Consider the following 19,533-nt stretch of genomic DNA (forward strand, 5'->3'; position numbering starts at 1 on the left):
CGCCCCTTCAGCCAAGCGCCTCCGCCACCGCCTTCCCGCATTCGACGGTCGAGGCCCGCCCGCCGAGATCGCGCGTGCGGAGCGCCGGCTCCGCCAGAACCCGCTCGATGGCGGCGACGATATCGGCCGCCGCCTCCGCATGGCCGAGATGATCCAGCATCATCGCCCCGGCCCATATCTGCCCGACCGGATTGGCGATTCCCTGCCCGGCGATATCCGGGGCCGAGCCGTGGACCGGCTCGAAGAGCGAGGGGAAGTCCCGCTCCGGGTTGATGTTGCCAGAGGGGGCGATGCCGATGGTCCCGGTGCAGGCCGGGCCGAGATCGGAGAGGATGTCGCCGAAGAGGTTGGAGGCGACGACGACGTCGAACCGGTCCGGGTTCAGGACGAAATGGGCGGTCAGGATGTCGATATGGTACTTGTCCCACGTCACGCCGGGATAGGCTTTCGCCATCGCCTCCACCCGTTCGTCCCAATAGGGCATGGTGATGGAGATGCCGTTGGATTTCGTGGCCGAAGTCAGGCGCTTGCGCGGGCGTCTTGAGGCGAGATCGAAGGCGTAGCGGAGCACGCGGTCGACGCCGACGCGGCTCATCACCGTCTCCTGCATCACGATCTCGCGGTCCGTCCCCTCGAACATGCGGCCGCCGATGGAGGAGTATTCGCCCTCCGTATTCTCCCGCACGATCCAGAAGTCGATATCCCCCGCCTTCCGCCCGGCGAGGGGGGAGGGGACGCCGGGCATCAGACGGGCGGGGCGGAGGTTCACATACTGGTCGAATTCGCGCCGGAACTTCAGGAGCGAGCCCCAGAGCGAGATGTGGTCCGGCACGGTCGCGGGCCAGCCGACGGCGCCGAAGAAGATCGCGTCATGCCCGCCGATCCGCGCCTTCCAGTCCTCCGGCATCATCGCGCCGTGCTTCGCGTAATGGTCGCAGGAGGCGAAGTCGAACTCGTCGAAGCGGAGGTCGAGCTGATGCCGCTTCGCCGCCGCCTCCAGCACGCGGAGGCCCTCGGGCACGACTTCCTTGCCGATCCCGTCCCCCGCGATGACGGCGATTCGCTTGTGGTTCTGCGTCATGTCGTTCCCTCGCTTTTCGTTGCGGGGACGTTCCGCGCTTCGGCGGCGGCGTCAAGGGGCGGGAGCCGCCTTGACCTCGGCGGCGCAAGGCGGCTCAGTGCGCCGGGATGAGAGGAGGGCCGCCGATGGGCCGCTATGCGTTCTGGATTCTGGCGGGCGCGCTGATCTTCGCCGCATGGCTCTTCTGGAGCACGAGCAACGACCAGAAGAGCGCCCGCGACGCCTATGAAAATTCATATGCCGTTCCGCCGCTCGCGCCCGGGGCGGAGGCGGGGCGGCTCGCCTTCAACGAGACTTGTGCGACATGCCACGGGCGGGACGCGATGGGCGGGGAGGGCGGGCCGCCGCTGATCCACCGGATCTACGAGCCTTCGCATCACGGGGACGACGCCTTCCGCCTCGCGATCTCGCAGGGCGTCCGCGCCCATCACTGGGATTTCGGGGACATGCCGGCGCAGCCCGGCGTGGGGCCGGAAGAGACGGAGACGATCATCGCCTTCGTCCGCGCCGTTCAGGCCGCGAACGGGATCGAATGAGGGCGCCCGCCTTCGCGCTCGTTCTGGCCTTCGCGTCCCCGGCTCTCGCGGTCGAGGCGCTGGTGGAGCGGCGGCAGGCGGGGATGAAGGACATGGACAATGCGATGAAGGCGCTCGGCGCCGTTCGGATCGGCGTTCTGCCTTACAGCCCCGCGCTCGTCTCCCGCGCCGCCGGCGTGCTGGCGGAGGGGGCGGAGGCGATGCGCTTGCAGTTTCCGCCGGGCTCCGAAGGCGGCAAGGCGGCGCCGCTCCTTTGGGAGGATCGCGCCCGGTTCGACGCCATGACCGGCGACCTCGCCGCCGCCGCCGCCCGCCTCGCCGCCGCGGAGGGCGAGGAGGCCGCGCTCGAAGCGGCGGAGCGCGTGGCGGAAACCTGCATCGCCTGCCACGAGCCGTTTCGGCGGCGGTAAAGCGGAAGGCGGCCTTCCGGAACCGGCCGGGCGGAGGCGCTGCGCTCCCCCCGCGCCCCTTGGCCCGGGCGACTAGCCCGGGCCGCCGCCTCCCTCCCCCCAAGGGAGGCCGCATCGCGACGTTTCAATGCGCTCGATCGTCAGAGTTGGTGACGCCATAAACCGCCCCGACCAATCGTTTCGAAGCGTCCTCCCGAGGGAGGCCTCGGCCCTTCTCGCTTCGCTCGAACGCCGGCCGGCCCCGCTTCGGCCAACTTTCGGAATACACATATATATCAGCCATATAACCCCCCTGCACAGCGTGTGCAGGGGGGCGCTGGCCTCAGAAGCCGATCGCCGCGCCGTCCTTCCGCGGGTCGGACGCGCCTTCGAGCACGCCCTCGCCATGAAGCCGGATCATCTGCGCCCCGCCGATCGGCGTGTCGGGGATCACGACGTCATGCCCCTTCGCCGCCAGCGCGGCGCGCGCGGCGTCCGAATAGCCGCGCTCGACCTGGAGCTTCCCGTCGAACGGGTCGGTGAAGGCGCGCGGGCCGTCCAGCGCCTGCTGCGGCTCCATCCCGAAATCCGCGATGTTGGAGAGGACGCGGCAATGCCCCGTCGCCTGATACTGCCCGCCCATCACGCCATAGGAGGCCCAGAGCGCGCCCTCCTTCCGGATCATCGCGGGGATGATCGTGTGGAGCGGCCGCTTGCCGCCCTTCAGCTCGTTCGGGTGGCCTTCGGTCAGCACGAAGCCGGCGCCGCGGTTCTGGAAGTTGATGCCGAACTTCGCGGAGGCGAGGCCGGAGCCGAACGGATGGAAGGTCGAGTAGATCATCGAGACGACCATCCCGTCCCGGTCCGCCGTCGTCAGATAGACGGTGTCCCTGTGCACCGCCTCCGCGCCCGGCGGCGGGGTGGGGGCGGCGCGGCCCATGTCGATGAGCGCGGCGAGCTTCGCCGCCGTCTCGTCCGAAAGCATCCGCTCCGTCAGCGCATGGTCCGGGTCCGCGACGAAGCGGCCGCGGGCGTCATAGGCGAGCTTCGTCGCCTCCGCCTCCAGATGCGCCCGCTCGGCGCCCCACGGGTCCATCGACGCGATGTCGAAATGGGAGAGGATCTTCGCGAGCAGGAGGGCGGTCACGCCCTGTCCGTTCGGCGGCAGCTCCACCAGCTCGTAGCCGCGATACTTCGCCATGACGGGCTCGACATAGTCCGAGCGCGTCGCCGCGAAATCCTCCGCCTCGTGCGCCCCGCCGAGGGCCTTGAGGCTCCGGAGCATGTCCTCCATCACCTCGCCCTCGTAGAAGCCGGCGCGGCCCGCCTTCGCCACGCGCCGCAGCGCCTCGGCCTGGTTCGGCTGGCGGAAGATCTCGCCCTTGGCGTAGGGCTTGCCGCCGTTCAGATAGAACTTCGCGCCGTCTCCCCTCATCTTGCCGCCCGAGGTCGCCCAGTCGAAGGCCGCGCGCTCCGCGATGGCGACGCCTTCCTCGGCGTAGCGGATCGCCGGGGCGAGGCAGGCGTCGATGCCCTTCCGCCCGTGATCCTCCGCGAGGCGGCAGAACCCGTCCATCGCGCCGGGGAGGGTGACGGAATGGACGCTGTCGATGGGGACCGCCTGAGCCCCCTCGGCGCGGAGCCGCGCCGCGTCCAGCGCCTTCGGCGCGCGGCCCGAGGCGTTGAGCCCGATGATCCGCTCCTCCCCCGCCGGCTTGACGAGCGCGAACATGTCCCCGCCGATCGAGGTCGAGCCCGGCTCGGCGATGCCGAGGAGCACGGCGGCGGCGATGGCGCCGTCCACCGCGTTCCCGCCCTCCGCCATGATCCGCGCCGCCGCCTCGGCGGCGAGCGGCTGGGACGTGGCGCACATGCCGTTCCGGGCGAGGACGGCGGAGCGGCCGGGCAGGTGAAGATCGCGCATGAGGATTCCTCCGGATTTTGTCCGGACCTCTAGCGCAGGCGGGGTCAGGGGGAAAGAGGGGCCCGGCGCCGCGGTTTCGGGGTGGGGGCTGATCGCGCGGCGCCGGGACAGCAATTTCTTGCTGCTGCCTACAGATCGGAAACGCCCGTGGCGCGAAGGCGACGGGAATGCGGCGGAACGATGATTTCTTGCGAGGATTAAGCTTGCCTTGTGCGGCGAGACGGGGTTGCATCAGGCGATGAACGTGATTGATGGCAACGCCTTCGGGCAGGGGCGTAAGGAAAGCGCGGCGCCCGAGCGCGTCGCATTCCACCGAACGGAGCTTTCCGTGATCCTCGACATCTACGGCCGCATGGTCGCCGCGGGCGAGTGGAAGGATTATTCGATCGACTTCCTGCCGGACCGCGCCGTCTTTTCCGTTTTCCGCCGGGCGACGGAGCATCCGCTCTTCCGCATCGAGAAGGACCCGAAGCGCGCCCAGAAGCAGGGCGCCTATGCGATCCTCGGCGCGGACGGGCGGGTGCTGAAGCGGGGGCACGACCTCCGGATCGTGATGCGCTTCTTCAACGCGATGCTGCTGAAGGCGGTGGACTGAGGAGCGGCGTGCACAGCCCCGTTTCTTCGTCGCTGTTGAGACACAGGATATGGTTCGGGAAAGCGGGGAGCGGTCGGCCGATGCGATGTTCGGCCAAGAGTTTAATGATCGTGCGGCCGACTGCGGAGGCCCTCCATCGTGACCATCACCTGCACCGAGGCCCAGGCGTGGACGGCGGGCGGTGATGTTCGTGCCAAGATCTCTGGCGGTCGCATTCGCCCGATACATTCTGCTTTGTCTGGCCGGATTGTTCCTGCTCTGGGCGTTGGTCGCTGGCGCGCGGTGGGCGATGAGATTCCAGGAATCCGTAACCCTTCCGAGCGGGATGCAGTTAAGTCGAGCGTTCGACTGGAGCCGCTACGGCCGCTGGGATCTTTACGCGAGGGACGGAAAGAACAGACTTTCGCGTGATGTCGAATTCGTCTGCTTCAACGACCGCTATGTTTTCGTGTACTCGAAGGAGCGCGAGTTCACCGGCCTCTATGACGCTGAGGCCGACGGCGGGGGCGGGTTGACTCCTCGCAGGCCATGGCGATCAGCGGGCTGAGCGGCAGACACGGATGCAATGGCTACTACACCAGCTGGGTCGGGCCCGGTCTCCTCTATGACGGCGCCACCGCTCCCTTTCTTCCCCGGTGCGCTTCGCGCAATCTCGATAGCGAAGCCCTCGGAGACCGCAGCTGGTTCGACCGTCCCTGCGATCCCGGCCCGTCACCGGACGCCGGGAATTGAAGCGTCGTCGAAGGCCCCTTTCTTTCCCTATGAGCCGCAACCCGCCGCGACGTGACACGCGTCACGCGCCCGTCGGCGTCAGCACCGGCCTGAGCAGCGCCAGCGGATGGGCGCGGAGGGAGAGGCGGAGGGCGAGGTAATCCTCCACCATCTCCTCCCCGAGGCTCGCGACGGGGAGGTTCGGGTCGGGCTCCGCGATCCCCTCCCCCTCCAGCAACCCTTCGAAGAGCGGCAGCGGGCGCGCGGCGCGGAGCGCCTCCGCCTCCCAGAGCGCTTCCCGCCGCGTGAGGCCGAGATCGGCGAAGGCGTCCCCTTCCGCCAGCGCCTTCAGCGCGCGCGGCCCGGCCCCGGCCCTCCGCTGCACGTCCTCCACGCTGCGATAGCCGTTGCCCCGCGCGGCGGCGAGCCAGAGCCCGTCCTCCTCCCCCAGCGCGCGGATCAGCCGGAAGCCGAGCCGGAGCGCGAGGCCGCCGCGCCCGTCCGGCTCCATCGTGCAGTCCCAGTAGCTTTCGTTGACGGAGACGGGGCGAACGTCCACCCCGTGCTCCCGCGCGTCCCGCACGATCTGCGCCGGGGCGTAGAAGCCCATCGGCTGGCTGTTCAGCAGCGCGCAGGCGAAGATTCCGGGATGCCATCGCTTCAGCCAGGCGGAGGCGTAGACGAGGAGCGCGAAGCTCGCCGCATGGCTTTCGGGGAAGCCGTATTCCCCGAACCCCTCGATCTGGGAGAAGCAGCGCGCGGCGAAATCCGCATCATGCCCGTTCGCGAGCATCCCCGCGATGAAGCGTTCGCGGAAGGTGTGGATCGTCCCGGTCTTGCGGAACGTCGCCAGCGCGCGGCGCAGCCGGTCCGCCTCCGAAGGGTCGAAGCCGGCGCCGATGATGGCGATCTGCATCGCCTGCTCCTGGAAGAGCGGGACGCCCAGCGTCTTGCCCAGCACCTGGCCGAGCGCGTCGGAGGGGAACTCCACCTTCTCCTCCCCCCGGCGGCGGCGGAGATAGGGATGCACCATGTCCCCCTGGATCGGGCCGGGGCGGACGATGGCGACCTCGATCACGAGGTCGTAGAAGCAGCGCGGCCGCATCCGCGGCAGGAAGTTCATCTGCGCCCGGCTCTCCACCTGGAAGACGCCGAGGCTGTCCGCCTTGCAGAGCATGTCATAGACCGCCGGGTCCTCCGGCGGCAGCGTGGCGAGGCTGTAGCCGACGCCGTGGTGCCGCTCGATCAGGGCGAAGGCCTTGCGGATGCAGGTGAGCATGCCGAGGGAGAGCACGTCCACCTTCAGGATGCCGAGCGCGTCGATATCGTCCTTGTCCCATTCGATGACGGTCCGGTCGTCCATCGCCGCGTTCTCGATGGGGCAGAGCTCGTCGAGCCGCCCCTTCGTCATGATGAAGCCGCCGACATGCTGGGAGAGATGGCGGGGGAAGCCGATGATCTCCCGGATCAGGGCGAGCGTGCGGCGGAGCCGCGGGTCCGCCGGGTCGAGCCCGATCTCCCTCACCCGCTCGTCCGTCACGCTTTCGGAGCCCCAGCCCCAGATCTGGCTCGCGATGGCGGCGCAGGCGTCCGCGGAAAGGCCCATCGCCTTCCCCACCTCCCGCACCGCCCGCCGGGCGCGGTAATGGATCACGGTGGCGCAGAGCCCCGCCCGCTCCCGCCCATAGGTCTCGTAGATGTGCTGGATCACTTCCTCCCGCCGCTCATGCTCGAAATCGACGTCGATATCCGGCGGCTCGTCCCGCGCCTCGGAGACGAAGCGCTCGAACACCATGGAGGCGATCTCGGGCCCGATGGCGGTGACGCGGAGCGCATAGCAGACGACGGAATTGGCGGCGGAGCCGCGGCCCTGGGCGAGGATGCCGCGGCTTTCCGCGAAGTCCACGAGGCCCTTCACGGTGAGGAAATAGCGGGCGTAGCCGAGTTTCTCGATAAGCTTCAGCTCCCGCGCCGCCATCGCCCGCACCCGCTCCGGCGCCCCGTCCGGATAGCGATGGGCGAGGCCCTCCCATGCGAGGCGTTCGAGCCGGGCCTGCGGCTCCTCCCCGTTCGAGACCTCGTCGGGATATTCGTATTTCAGCTCGTCGAGGGAGAAGCGGCACTCGGCGGCGAGGGCGCGCGCGGCCTCCAGCGCGGCGGGATGGTCGCGGAAGAGCCGCGCCAGCTCCTCCGGGCTCCGGAGGCGCCGCTCGGCGTTGGCGAGCGCGGCGGCGCCGAGATCGTCCACCCGCCGGCCGAGGCGGATCGCCGTCAGCACGTCCGCCAGCGGGCGGCGCGCGGCCCGGTGCATGAGCGGCGCGGCGGAGGCGACGGCCGGCGCCCCCGCCCGCGCGGCAAGGGCGGCATGGGCGGCGAGGCGCGCGCGGTCCCGCCCGTCATAGAGCGGGGCGAGGAGGAGGCCCGTCTCCGCCCCTCCCGAAGCCCGCGCGCGGAGCCGGCGGAGCCGCGCCTCCGTCTCTTCCCCGCCCGGATGCAGGAGGAGGTGAATCCCCTCCGCCCCGGCCTCGACATCCTCGGGCGTGAGGAGGCAGCCTCCCTTCTCCGCCCGCCGTTTGCCGAGCGTCAGGAGCCGGCAGAGCCGCCCCCAGGCGGCGCGATCCCGCGGCAGGGCGGTGATCTCCGCCCCGTCGGTCAGGACGAGCCGCGCGCCGGGGATCAGTTGCGGCAGGGAGCGGAGCGGGGCGGCTGCGGGGGATGGCGGCGGGGCGGGCTTCGCCGGCCCGTCGCGCGAGGCGGCGCCCGCCTTCGCCGCCCGCGCGCGGACGTCGTTGTAGTCCACATTCGTCTTCTCCCGCACGGAGGCCGCGCCCTCCCGCGCCATCTCGCGGAGCGCGACATGGGCGCGGACGACGCCCGCCACCGAATTCCGGTCCGCCACCGCAATGTGCGTCAGCCCCAGCTCCCCCGCCCGCCGCGCCATCTCTTCGGGATGGGAGGCGCCGGTGAGGAAGGTGAAGTTGGTGGTGGCGGAGAGTTCGGGGAGCATGGGCGGTTCCGGATGGCTGCCGGAGATATATTCCTGTTTTGTTCTCTTTTCGAGTCCGGGCGGGTTTGCCCATGAGCGAACCGCTCCCAAGAGCGCCCGGCAGATCAGACCCGCGGCTGATCTGCCCGCGGTCGTCGCCCCCCGGCGACCGCGAGTCCGCGCTCGCCGCGACGACCACGGACAGATCTTCAACCGACGCGGCGGCTTGGCGCCCCTCGCCCTCCGGCTTGCGCCTCCGGGCGACGGCCTCGGCATCTCTCCCCCGGAGAGATGCTGGTCGAGGCCGGGGGGAAGACCGGGGCCGCCCCGCTCAGTGCGCCGTCGCCACGCGGCAGCGATAGAACTCTAGTCGGCCCGTCAGCTTCGCGGCGCGGAGCGCGCGGACGAGCGGGTCGGAGAAGAAGACCGTGCTGCCCAGCGTGTCGTCCACCCAGATCGCGGGGCCTGTCAGCGCGCCCGGAATGACGGTCAGGTCGTCGTCTTGCGTATCGGGGCACGGCGCGCCGAGATAGGTCGATCTCGAGTTCTTGAAGGGCTCCCACCGCGCCGAGTGCTCCGGCGAAAAGAACCGGTGCACTTCCGCGACGTTCAGGAAGTAGAAGGACCCCGGAAACCGCTCCTTCCGGTTCAGGCGCCACAGCTCCACCGGGTGCAGACGGGTTTGACCGAGCGGGAAATCGGCCAGCGTCTCGGCGAAGGCTTCGGACACTGTCACAAGACCGCCCGCCACGAAGAGATGCGGCAGCTTGCGCCGATCGTCCCCCCGGAATCGCGGGCTGATCCACATCGCGGAAGGCAGGTCGTCGGACGAAATGGCCTCGCCCCGCCATGAAGCCTTGTTCAGTTCGGCAAGCTGGGCGAGGTCATCCTCCGCAAGCTGACAGGTGAAGCCGTAGTTGAGGTCAGAAGTGACGATTGGTTTGGCGACCCACACGCAGGGACCATCCGCATCCTGCCGCTCCATGCCCATCGCCCCCTCTGCCAATCGCCGCCACGATAGCCCGGGCGGGCGCGCCCGTCACGCGCCCCGCGCGGCGAACCGCGCCGCCGCCCGCCCGGCCCAAAGGCCCGTCGCGAGGCAGGCGGTGAGGAGGTAGCCGCCCGTCGGCGCCTCCCAGTCCAGCATCTCGCCGGCGGCGAAGACGCCCGGGAGGGCGCGGAGCATCAGGCCCTCGTCGAGCGCCGCAAGCGCGATTCCGCCGGCGGTGGAGATCGCCTCGTCCATCGGGCGGGGGCCGCGATGGGGGAGGGGGAGCGCCTTGGCGAGCCGGGCGAGGGCGGCGGGGTCGCGGGGCAGGGGGCGGGCGCATTCCATGAGGAGGGCGCGCTTCACCGGCGGGAGGGCGAGCGCGCGGCGGAGCGCCTCGGAGACGGAGGCGCCGGGCTTCACGCGGGAAAGGCGGCGCGCGGCCTCCGCCTCCGAGAGGTCTGGCAGGAGGTCGAGCGCCAGCGCCGCGCCCTCCCGCAGGGGGCGGGAGAGGGCGTAGAGCCCGCCGCCCTCGATCCCCCTTGCGGAGATCGCGACCTCCCCGCGGGAGGTGCGGCCCCCCGCATGGAGCGCCACGGCCTTCAGCGGCGCGCCGAGGAAGGGCGCCATATGGGCCGACCATTCGACCGAAAGCCCCATGTTCGCGGGGCGGAAGGGCGCCACCTCCACCCCCTTCGCGGCGAGGAGCGGGGCCCAGGCCCCGTCCGACCCGAGCCGCGCCCAGCTTGCGCCGCCGAGGGCGAGAACAGTGACAGACGGGTTGAGCCGCGCGGGGCCCTCCGGCGTCTCGAAGGAAAACGCCTCCCCCTCCCACCCCGTCCAGCGCCAGCGGCGGCGGAGCGTGACGCCGCGCCCTTCGAGCCGCGCGAGCCAGGCGCGGAGGAGGGGCGAGGCCTTCATGGCGACGGGGAAGACGCGGCCCGTCGGCCCGGTGAAGACGGGCTGGCCGAGCCCCTCCGCCCAGCGCATCGCATCCTCCGGCCCGAACTCGGCGAGCATGGGGCGGAGCCACTCCTCCGCCTCCTCATAGGCGGCGAGGAAGGCGCCGGGCGCTTCCGCCTTGGTGAGGTTGAGGCCGGACTTCCCCGCCATCAGGAATTTCCGCGCCGGGGAGGGCTTCGCCTCCACCACGGTCACTTTCAGCCCCGCCTCCGCCATCGCCTCCGCCGCCATCAGCCCGGCGGGGCCGGAGCCGATGACGAGCGCTTCGCCGCTCACACCGGCCGCCGCCGCCGCGCCGCGGCGACGAGCGCCGCGCGGGGGACGGGCGTGACCTGCCGGGAGAGGGCGAGCGCCTGCGCCGCGGGGCTCGCCAGCGGGTCGAACGCCGCGTCCGCCACGTCGAGCCCGCCCGTGTAGAGCCCGAAGGCGGGGAGGATCGCCCGCGCCTCGTCGATCAGGAAGGCGGGGAGGGCGCGGCCCGCGATCCGCGCCTTGGGGTGGTAATGGCCCGAAACCTCGCCGCCCTCGCCTGGCCCGAGCCGGAGCGCCGCCTCGTGCCGGAAGACGAGCCCCGCCTCCCGGTGCTGCGCGACCTGCGCGCCGCCAAGCTCGGGCGGGGCAGGGTCATGGTTTCCCGCGATCCAGATCCAGCGCCGCCCCGCCATCAGCCCGGCGAGCGCCGTGCGATGGGCGGGGGAGAGCGCCTCCGCCGCCCGGTCGTCGTCGAAACTGTCCCCGAGGCAGATCACGGTGGCGGGCCGGAAGACGGAGACGAGATCGCCAAGCCGCGCCAGCGTCTCCTCCGTCTCGTAGGGGGGGACCATCCGCCCCTCCCGCCGCGCGATCCGCTCCGCCTTGCCGAGATGGAGGTCCGAGACGGCGAGCAGCCGGAGCCCCGGCGCCCAGAGCGCGCGGGCCGGAAGGGCGCGGAGCGGCTGGCCGGCGAGGGTGAAGGCGTAGGACATGGGAGGAGAGAAGCCGGGCCGGGGCGGGAAGGCAAGGGGGATGGGTGCGCACACGGGGTGCAAGGGGGTTATGTGGTTGGGATTGTTTGGAAATCTGAAATAGCGCTTCGCTCCGCACATGCGCCCGCCGCCGCAAGCGCCGGTCCCGGCCTCGAGCCGGGACCCCGACGAATGAAGCGCACGCTCGTCGGTCGCGCCCCACCCCGCGAGGCCCCGGCTCAAGGCCGGGGCCGGGAGAAGGCGGAAAGGGTTTGGCGGGCGGGGCGGGGCGTGGTGGATCGGGGAGAGGCGGAGAGGGCGGGCGGGGTGGACGAGAAGAGTTGGAAGCGGGCTTGAGGGCAAGCCGAAGAGCTGGCGGTGGCGATCGGCGCGGGCGGCGTGCGGCGGCGCTGTTTGCGGCTGTGAGCGACAATGCGAACAGTGAGGCTTGGCGCGCCTGCTTGTTGACGACATGCGCCTACCCCGTGGGCCTATGCTGGGTTCCCGGCCCACAGCGAAGCCCGCCCGCCGCCCCCGCCGCCGCCGCCTTCGCCGCCGCCGCCGCCGCCGCCGCCCGCGCCCCGCCGCCGCCGCCCGCGCCCCCGCCGCCGCCGCTTCGCCGCCGACGCCGCGCCGCCGCCCCGCGCCGCCGCCGCCGCCTTCGCCGCCGACGCCGCCGCCGCCGCCCGCCGCCGACGCCGCCGCCTCGCCGCCGACGCCGCCTCCGCCGCCGCCCCGCCGCCGCCGCCGCCGCCGCCTGCGCCGCCGCCGCCCGCCGCCCGCGCCGCGCACGCCGCCCGCCTTCGCCGCCGCCCCCCGGCGCCCGCCGCCGCGCCGCCGCCGCCTTCGACGCCGCCGCCGCCCGCGCCGCCTTTTGGTCAGAAGTCGAGTTCGACATCGAGTTTCTCTCCGCCGCCGCCGACCTCACCGACGAAGCCGCCGCTTCTCTCGCGCTTTCCAAGCTCTGGAAACAACAGCCCGGCTCCATCGCCAAACGCTGGAACGAGGTGAAGGCCGAACTCCACCGCACCGTCGCGAAGGAGGAGGCGCGGGGGATGGGGCCGCATCTCGACGCGGCGGAGCGGCGGCGGCTGAAGGATCTGGAGGCGGAGGATTGGGGCGTCTGGACCGAGTGGTATGACCGCCGCCTCCGGGGCGACCCGCCGAACGAGCCGCTGGAGATCGAGCGGGTGACGAGCGAGGCGATCCCGTGGGCGCAGGGGCCGAAGCTGGCGAACCGGGCGCTGCGGGAGATCGAGGAGAAGCACAGGCTGATCGAGAAGCTGCGCCCCGCGCAACTCCCGCGCGTCAACCCGGAGACGGGCGAGATCGGGCGGGAGCCGCTGGCGCAGCGGCCGCCCGTCAAGGAAAATTTCACGCCCGCCGATGCGGTGCTGAACCATGCCGATACGCTGCGCGAAATCATGGACTGGCAGCGCGCGCAGCCTTCGTGGACGCAGGAATACCGGTTCCTCGATTTCCAGTTCACGCGCCTCCTGCGCCTGCTCGACCAGACGCCGCTCCACCCGGACCGCATCCATGACGCCTGCGAGGCGACCGTGCGCCTGCTCGACGGGCAGATCGCGAAGGATGCGGTTTCGGATTCAGCTGAAACGGCGCAGTTGCGCATGGCCTTTGACGACGCGGCGCGGGACATCCGTTTCCACTATCCCGACCTCGCCGCCACCCACGCCGCCCGCGCCGGGACGACCGCGCCGCCGACGGACGAGGCGCGGCGGGAGCAGCTTGCCGAGGCGGTGAAGGCGCTGAGCGCGATCCTCGAAAAGGAATACGCCGACGCGCTGCGCGAGGATGTGGAGGCGGTGCGGCTTTCCGATGCGCAGCTTCCGGCGGGCGAGGCGCTCTCTACCGTCGATCTCGGCGAGCGGCGGCGGCTTGCGGAGAACCTCGCGCGCATCTGGCTGATGCTTCGGGACGGGGGGAAGAAGGCGCTGGAAGTTGTAGAAGATTCCGTCACTCGCGCGAGGAAAGAGAAGGAGTATGCGAAGGTCGCGAAGGAACTAGGTAAAATCTGGGACGAGCTGAAGGACTGGATCGACGGGTTTCTTTGAAAGAGCGTTTGCTCGGAACGTCTCGCAACGCCTCCCAAGAGCGCCCGGCCGATCTGACCCGCGGCGGATCGGCCCGCGCCCGCGTCGGGCGTATACGCCCGACCCTCGGCGGGCGCGTCACCGCGCCCACCGCGGCGTGCACGGCCCGATCTTCGACCGACGCGGCGGCTTGGCGCCTCTCGGCCTTCGCAGGGGCTCCGTGGCGCTTCGCTTCGGCGCCGTTTTATTTCGTCACCCGCGGATTGGCGCCCGGCCGATACGCCCCGCGTAGCGGCCCGCGGCCGCCCGCCCCCAGGCGGCCGCGAGTCCGCGGCCACCACGGGCGGCCGCGGGCCGATGCAACCCGACGCGGCGGCTTCGCGCCACTCGGCCTTCGCGGGGGCTCCGGCCGAACGGCCCCTGCGGGTCTCCACGGGAGACCCGCTTTTCGGGGCCGTGGCGCTTCGCTCCGGCGCAGCCATGCTTGCTTCGGCCAAAGGCCCTCCCCCTCGCTTGCGCCCGCCGCCGCGCGCCGGGCATAGTCCGGCTCCCAGCCTGAGTCCCGCCCCGGAGCCTGCCCCATGACGAGCGACGACCTCCTGATCGACGCCGCGGCGCTCACGCGCTTCGCCGCCGGCTTCCTCCGCGCGATGGGCTCGCCCGAGGAGATCGCCGCCGAGGTCGCCGCGCATCTGGTGGAGAGCGACCTTTGCGGCGTCCACAGCCACGGGACCGTGCGGCTCCCGCAATATCTCGGCCATGCGCGGGCGGGCTGGTTCGAGCCTTCGGCGGGGCCCGTCCTCACGGTGGCCGAAGGCGGCGGGGCGCTGGTGGACGGGCGGAACGGCTTCGGGATGCCGGCCTGCCGGATGGCGGCGGCGGAGGCGGCGGCGCTTGCGCTCCGGCACGGGGCGGGGGCCTGCGGCGTCTCCAACGTCTACCATACCGGGCGGATGGGCGCCTTCGCGGACCAGGCGGCTTCGATGGGTTGCCTCGGGATCGTGACGGGCGGCGCCGGGCGCTCGATGTGGCGGCAGGTCGCGCCCTATGGCGGGGCGAAGGGGGCGCTGCCGACGAACCCGTGGTCCGTCTCGGTTCCGGCGGGGGAGGGCGGGCCGGTGGGCTTCGACTTCGCGACCTCGGCGGCGGCGGCGGGGAAGGTGCTGGCGGCGAAATCCGCCGGGCGGATGCTGCCAGAGGGGCTCATCATGGACGCGGAGGGCCGCCCGGCGACGGACCCTGCGGCCTATGAGGCGGGCGGCGCGATCCTCCCCGCGGCGGGGCCGAAGGGCTTCGGCATGGCGCTCGTCGCGGAGCTGATCGGGGAGGCGGTGGCGGCGGAGGCGCAATCCGGCATGAACTGGATGATCGTCTGCGTGGACCTTTCCCGCTTCCGCGCGCCCGCTTGCTACGCGGCGGCGGCGGAGGCGGCGGCGGCGGAGGTGGCGGCGACGAAGCCGGCGCCGGGCGTCGCCGGAGTCGAGATCCCGGGGCGGCGGGAGGCGGCGCTGGCGGCGAAGCGGCGGGCTTCCGGCGTGCCGGTCCCCGTCGCGACGCTCGCGCTCATGAAGGCGGCGGCGGCGGAGATCGGCGCGCCGGTCTCGGACCTGCCTTGATGCGCGGCGGTCGCGGGTTAATGTCACCCACCCGTCACCCGAGAGAGGACTGAGATGGATTTCGCCCTGAGCGAGGAACAGCAGGCGATCTTCGACATGGCCCGTGAATTCGGCCAGGCGGAGATCGCGCCCCATGCCCGCCGCTGGGAGGCGGAGGGGACGATCCCGAAGGATCTCTGGCCGAAGGTCGCGGCGCTCGGGCTTGGCGGGATCTATGTCTCCGAGGAGTATGGCGGCTCCGGCCTCACGCGGCTCGACGCGACGCTTGTCTTCGAGGCGCTGGCGATGGCCTGCCCCGCCGTCAGCTCCTTCCTCTCGATCCACAACATGTGCGCCGGGATGATCGACCGGTTCGGCTCGGCCGAGATGAAGGCGGAGTGGCTGCCCCGGCTCTGTTCGATGGAGACGGTGATCTCCTATTGCCTCACCGAGCCCGGCTCGGGCTCCGACGCCGCCGCGCTCCGCACGAAGGCGGAGCGGACGAACGAGGGCTGGAGCCTGACGGGGACGAAGGCCTTCATCTCGGGGGGCGGCTATTCCGACGCCTATGTCGTGATGTGCCGGACGGGCGGGGAGGGGCCGAAGGGCGTCTCCGCCATCATCGTGGAGGATGGGGCGGAGGGCCTCTCCTTCGGCAAGCCGGAGGACAAGATGGGCTGGCGCGCCCAGCCCACCGCGCAGGTGCAGTTCGACGCGGCGAAGGCGCCGGCGGCGAACCTGATCGGGGAGGAGGGCAAGGGCTTCTCCTACGCCATGGCGGGGCTGGACGGCGGGCGGCTCAACATCGCCGCCTCCGCGCTCGGCGGCGCGCAGGCGGCGCTCACCGCCGCGCTCCGCTATGCCGGGGAGCGGAAGGCCTTCGGCAAGTCCATCGACCAGTTCCAGGGATTGCAGTTCAAGCTGGCGGACATGGAGACCTCGCTCCAGGCCGCGCGCATCTTCCTCCGGCAGGCGGCGTGGAAGCTGGATTCCGGCGCGCCCGACGCCACCAAGTTCTGCGCGATGGCGAAGAAGTTCGTCACCGACGCCTCGTTCGACGTGGCGAACGACGCGCTGCAGCTCCATGGCGGCTACGGCTATCTGGCGGATTACGGGGTGGAGAAGATCGTGCGGGACCTCAGGGTCCACCAGATTCTCGAAGGGACGAACGAGATCATGCGGGTCATCGTCTCCCGCGCCCTGCTGGCGGAGCGCGCGGCGTGAGCGAGATCCTGATCCGGGTCGAGGGGCGCGCCGGGCGCATCACCCTCAACCGGCCGGAGGCGCTGAACGCGCTGACCAATGACATGCTCCGCGCCATCGACGCGGCGCTGGACGGATGGGAGAAGGACCCGGCGGTCTCCCTCGTGCTGATCGACGCGGCGGGGGAGAGGGCCTTCGCCGCCGGGGGGGACATCCGCGATCTCTACGCGACCGGCCGGGCGGGGGATTTTGCTTTCGGCAAAGCCTTCTGGGCCTTCGAATACAGGCTGAACGCGAAGATCGCGCGCTATCCGAAGCCCTTTGTCGCAATCATGCACGGCTTCGTCATGGGCGGCGGGGTCGGCGTCTCCGCGCTCGGCTCGCATCGGGTGGTGACGGAGGGGACGGAGGTCGCCATGCCGGAATGCGGCATCGGGCTCGTGCCCGATGTCGGCGGCTCCTGGCTCCTCGCCAATGCGCCGGGGCGGGCGGGGGAATATCTCGGCATGACGGGGGCGCGGATGGGGCCTGCGGATGCGATCCACGCCGGCTTCGCCGACGTGTTCGTGCCGAAGGACCGGCTGGAGGCGTTGAAGGCGAAGCTGGCGGAGACGGGCGACCCGGCCGTCATCCAGTCTTTCGCCGCCGCCCCGCCGCCGGGGGAGCTGGACTATTTCCGCCTCCCCATCGACGACGCCTTCGGGGCGGCCTCGCCGGTCGAGCTGGAGGCGAAGCTGGAGGAGGGGGAGCGCGCCGGCCTCCCCTGGGCGACGGCGACGCTGAAGGCGCTCCGTCGCGGCTGCCCGCTCTCCGTCGCCTCGGCCATGGAGATGATCCGCGCCGCCCGGCACATGACGCTTGAAGAGGCGCTGGCGCAGGAATACCGATTCACCGCGCGCTGCATGGAGCAGGGCGAGTTTCTTGAAGGCATCCGCGCCGCGGTGATCGACAAGGACAGGAAGCCGCAATGGGCGAAGCCCCGGCTTTCCGACGTGACGGCCAGGGACGTGGCGGCGATGCTCGCCCCGCTCGGGCCGGACGAGCTGAAACTCTGAGGGGAGACGCCATGAAGATCGGATTCATCGGCCTCGGCAACATGGGCGCGCCGATGGCCGCCAATCTCGCGAAGGCCGGGCATGAGGTGACGGGGTTCGACCTTGCGCCCGTCACGGTCGAGGGGGTGGCGCGGGCCGCGACGGCGGCGGAGGCCGCTTCGGGGCGGGACGCGGTCATCGCCATGCTGCCGAACGGCGCGATCCTCTCCGCCGTGATGGCGGAGATCGCGCCGGCGGCGCGGAACGGCGCCGTGCTGATCGACTGCTCGACGGTGGACGTCGCCGCCGCCCGCGCCGCGCACGAGGCGGCGGCGGCGGCCGGGCTCCTCTCCGTCGACGCGCCCGTCTCCGGCGGCGTCGGCGGCGCCGCGGCGGGCACGCTGACCTTCATGTGCGGCGGGGCGGACGAGGCCTTCGCCGCCGCGAAGCCGCTCTTCGAGGTCATGGGCCAGAAGGCGGTGCATTGCGGCGGGCCGGGGGCGGGGCAGGCCGCGAAGATCTGCAACAACATGATCCTCGGCGCGACGATGATCGTGACCTGCGAGGCCTTCGCGCTGGCCGACAAGCTCGGGCTTTCGCGGCAGGCGATGTTCGACGTCGTGAGCACCTCGTCGGGCTATTCCTGGTCGATGAACGCCTATTGCCCGGCGCCGGGCGTGGGCCCGAAATCGCCGGCTGACAACGACTACAAGCCCGGCTTCGCCGCAGTCCTGATGCTGAAGGACCTGACGCTCGCGCAGGCCGCCGCGTCCTCCGTCGGCGCCGCGACTCCGCTTGGCGAACATGCGCGGGCGCTTTACGAGGCGATGGTCGCCGAGGGCGGCGGGGGGCAGGACTTCTCCGCCATGCTGAAACGGCTCGGATCGATGGAAAGGAACGCGGGATGAGCGAGGCTGTGATCGTCGAGCGGAAGGGGCGCGTCGCCATCCTCCGCCTCAACCGGCCGCAGGCGCTCAACGCGCTGAACGCCGCCGTGCTGGAGGAGATGCTGGAGAAGGCGAGCGCGCTCGACGCCAAGCGCGAGGTCGGCTGCCTCATCGTCACCGGATCGGAAAAGGCCTTCGCCGCCGGCGCCGACATCAAGGAGATGGCGGACCGCGACCAGATGGACATGTATTACGGCGACTACTTCAGCGGCTGGGACAGGTTCGCCCGCCTCCGCACGCCGAAGATCGCCGCGGTGGCCGGCTACGCGCTCGGCGGCGGCTGCGAGCTCGCCATGATGTGCGACTTCATCATCGCGGCGGACAACGCGAAATTCGGCCAGCCCGAGATCAAGCTCGGCGTCATCCCCGGCATGGGCGGCTCGCAGCGCATGGCCCGCTATATCGGCAAGGCCAAGACGATGGACATGGTGCTGACGGGCCGGATGATGGACGCGGCGGAGGCGGAGCGCTGCGGCCTCGTCTCCCGCGTCGTGCCGGCCGAGACGCTGATGGACGCGGCGATGGAGGCGGCGGAGACCATCGCCGGCTATTCCAAGCCCGCCACCATGGTCGCGAAGGAGGCGGTGGACCGCGCCTTCGAGACCTCGCTCGCCGAGGGCCTCCATTACGAGCGCCGCGTCTTCTTCGGCCTCTTCGCCGGGCATGACCAGAAGGAGGGCATGGCGGCGTTTACGGCGAAGCGGAAGGCGGAGTTCAAGCACGAATAGCCCTAAGCCGGCGCAGCCGAACCCTGCGAGCCCCACGGCGCCGACGCGGCCTGCGTCCTGAAACGGAATCAGGCCCTTTTGACCCGGCCGGGCGGAGTCGCCGCGCGCCCCGCTTGACCCTTGGCCCGGGCGTCCAGCCCGGGCCGCGGCCTCCCTCCCGCATGGGAGGCCGCATCGCTACGGCGCAAGATGTGCAGCCGTGAGAGTTCTTGACGCCATAAACCGCTGAGGCCACCTGTTTCGAGGCGGCCCTCCGAGGGAAGCCGCGGCCCTTCGCGCGCCGCTCCGGCGCCTGTCGGCCTGATCGCCCTCACCCCGCGCAGCCGAACCCCGCCAGCCGCACGGCGCCCTCCGGCCCGAATTCCCCATCGTTCCGCTCGCTGCGGAACACGACGGCGGCGACGGCGCCGGAGAGGTCGCGGAGCGGGGCGCCGCGCCCGTCCTCCATCGGCAGGGTCAGGACCAGCGATCCGCCCGGCGGCAGGTCCGCCAGCGCGAGGGTCAGCACCCGCCCGTCCGAGCCGAGCGGCGCGGCGGCGGCGATGCGCTCCCCGCCCGCCTCGGCCCGGAAGGCGGGCTCCGCGGCGAAGCGGGCGCCACGCCCCGCAAGGCGCAGATCGAGCATGAACTCGAACGGCCCGGTCGCGCAGTCCGCCTCGTTCACCAGTTCGAGCCGGGCCGCCTCGCCGTTGGCGAGCGTCACGCGAAATTCCGCCGCCGCGGGCTGGGCGGCGAGGAGAAGCAGGGGCAGGAGCGCGCGCATCATGCCGGAGACGTTACCCGCCCGCGCGCCCCGCGCCCATGCGTTCCTTCACATCGGCGCGCGGCTGCGCTAAGCCGCGCGAGGCAGGCGAAAGG

17 protein-coding genes are annotated in these 19,533 nt (G+C 71.6%); 10 read left to right on the forward strand and 7 right to left on the reverse strand.

The window, feature by feature from the left end:
- Positions 1 to 7: 7 nt before the first annotated feature.
- On the reverse strand, positions 8 to 1,081 hold the full coding sequence (locus ACE37J_RS03075; RefSeq protein ID WP_409706848.1) for a tartrate dehydrogenase: 1,074 nt from the start codon (positions 1,079 to 1,081) through the stop codon (positions 8 to 10).
- 125 nt (positions 1,082 to 1,206) lie between these two features.
- Here ACE37J_RS03075 and ACE37J_RS03080 point away from each other — a divergent pair, with 125 nt between their 5' ends.
- Both ACE37J_RS03080 and ACE37J_RS03085 read left to right on the forward strand, forming a co-directional pair.
- A complete protein-coding gene (locus tag ACE37J_RS03080) occupies positions 1,207 to 1,617 on the forward strand; it encodes a c-type cytochrome (RefSeq protein ID WP_409706851.1) in 411 nt (136 codons plus the stop codon).
- Complete coding sequence (locus ACE37J_RS03085; RefSeq protein WP_409706854.1) at positions 1,614 to 2,027, forward strand: cytochrome c; 414 nt, start codon at positions 1,614 to 1,616, stop codon at positions 2,025 to 2,027. The genes ACE37J_RS03080 and ACE37J_RS03085 overlap by 4 nt, the downstream gene beginning before the upstream one ends.
- A 322-nt stretch (positions 2,028 to 2,349) precedes the next feature.
- On the opposite strand, the gene ACE37J_RS03090 is transcribed toward ACE37J_RS03085, so the two are convergent.
- Positions 2,350 to 3,930: a gamma-glutamyltransferase family protein gene (locus tag ACE37J_RS03090; protein ID WP_409706857.1), complete on the reverse strand. Its 1,581-nt coding sequence runs from the start codon at positions 3,928 to 3,930 to the stop codon at positions 2,350 to 2,352.
- A 238-nt stretch (positions 3,931 to 4,168) separates the two neighbouring features.
- Here ACE37J_RS03090 and ACE37J_RS03095 point away from each other — a divergent pair, with 238 nt between their 5' ends.
- Entirely contained in the window at positions 4,169 to 4,525 is a 357-nt protein-coding gene (locus tag ACE37J_RS03095) for a DUF2794 domain-containing protein (protein ID WP_409706860.1), read from the forward strand.
- Between the two features lie 184 nt (positions 4,526 to 4,709).
- Positions 4,710 to 5,072 (forward strand): hypothetical protein, encoded by a 363-nt coding sequence (locus tag ACE37J_RS03100; protein ID WP_409706863.1) that lies wholly within the window; start codon positions 4,710 to 4,712, stop codon positions 5,070 to 5,072.
- Positions 5,073 to 5,318: 246 nt separating this feature from the next.
- Here ACE37J_RS03100 and ACE37J_RS03105 read toward each other — a convergent pair whose 3' ends face one another.
- The 4 genes from ACE37J_RS03105 to pdeM form a co-directional block, all read right to left on the reverse strand.
- Entirely contained in the window at positions 5,319 to 8,243 is a 2,925-nt protein-coding gene (locus tag ACE37J_RS03105; RefSeq protein WP_409706866.1) for an error-prone DNA polymerase, read from the reverse strand.
- Between the two features lie 310 nt (positions 8,244 to 8,553).
- Positions 8,554 to 9,228: a hypothetical protein gene (locus ACE37J_RS03110; RefSeq protein ID WP_409706869.1), complete on the reverse strand. Its 675-nt coding sequence runs from the start codon at positions 9,226 to 9,228 to the stop codon at positions 8,554 to 8,556.
- A gap of 33 nt (positions 9,229 to 9,261) precedes the next feature.
- Complete coding sequence (locus ACE37J_RS03115) at positions 9,262 to 10,449, reverse strand: TIGR03862 family flavoprotein (protein ID WP_409706872.1); 1,188 nt, start codon at positions 10,447 to 10,449, stop codon at positions 9,262 to 9,264.
- Positions 10,446 to 11,138: a ligase-associated DNA damage response endonuclease PdeM gene (gene pdeM / locus ACE37J_RS03120; protein WP_409706874.1), complete on the reverse strand. Its 693-nt coding sequence runs from the start codon at positions 11,136 to 11,138 to the stop codon at positions 10,446 to 10,448. The genes ACE37J_RS03115 and pdeM overlap by 4 nt, the downstream gene beginning before the upstream one ends.
- A 440-nt stretch (positions 11,139 to 11,578) precedes the next feature.
- Between pdeM and ACE37J_RS03125 the strand changes: the two genes are divergently transcribed.
- From ACE37J_RS03125 to ACE37J_RS03150, 6 genes are all read left to right on the forward strand, one after another.
- Positions 11,579 to 13,189 carry a hypothetical protein gene (locus tag ACE37J_RS03125; protein ID WP_409706877.1) on the forward strand — a complete coding sequence of 537 codons (1,611 nt, stop codon included), beginning with the start codon at positions 11,579 to 11,581 and terminating at the stop codon, positions 13,187 to 13,189.
- 560 nt (positions 13,190 to 13,749) lie between these two features.
- Positions 13,750 to 14,784 (forward strand): Ldh family oxidoreductase, encoded by a 1,035-nt coding sequence (locus ACE37J_RS03130; RefSeq protein ID WP_409706881.1) that lies wholly within the window; start codon positions 13,750 to 13,752, stop codon positions 14,782 to 14,784.
- Between the two features lie 54 nt (positions 14,785 to 14,838).
- Positions 14,839 to 15,987, forward strand: a complete 1,149-nt coding sequence (locus ACE37J_RS03135) for an acyl-CoA dehydrogenase family protein (RefSeq protein ID WP_409706884.1) — start codon at positions 14,839 to 14,841, stop codon at positions 15,985 to 15,987.
- Positions 15,984 to 17,021: an enoyl-CoA hydratase/isomerase family protein gene (locus tag ACE37J_RS03140; protein WP_409706887.1), complete on the forward strand. Its 1,038-nt coding sequence runs from the start codon at positions 15,984 to 15,986 to the stop codon at positions 17,019 to 17,021. The genes ACE37J_RS03135 and ACE37J_RS03140 overlap by 4 nt, the downstream gene beginning before the upstream one ends.
- A gap of 11 nt (positions 17,022 to 17,032) precedes the next feature.
- Positions 17,033 to 17,908: a 3-hydroxyisobutyrate dehydrogenase gene (gene mmsB / locus ACE37J_RS03145; RefSeq protein ID WP_409706890.1), complete on the forward strand. Its 876-nt coding sequence runs from the start codon at positions 17,033 to 17,035 to the stop codon at positions 17,906 to 17,908.
- Entirely contained in the window at positions 17,905 to 18,675 is a 771-nt protein-coding gene (locus ACE37J_RS03150) for an enoyl-CoA hydratase (RefSeq protein WP_409706893.1), read from the forward strand. Before mmsB ends, ACE37J_RS03150 begins: the two co-directional genes overlap by 4 nt.
- Positions 18,676 to 18,985: 310 nt before the next feature.
- On the opposite strand, the gene ACE37J_RS03155 is transcribed toward ACE37J_RS03150, so the two are convergent.
- Positions 18,986 to 19,441: a hypothetical protein gene (locus ACE37J_RS03155; RefSeq protein ID WP_409706896.1), complete on the reverse strand. Its 456-nt coding sequence runs from the start codon at positions 19,439 to 19,441 to the stop codon at positions 18,986 to 18,988.
- Positions 19,442 to 19,533 lie beyond the last annotated feature (92 nt).

Source organism: Pikeienuella sp. (assembly GCF_046290545.1).
Lineage (GTDB): Bacteria > Pseudomonadota > Alphaproteobacteria > Rhodobacterales > Rhodobacteraceae > Pikeienuella.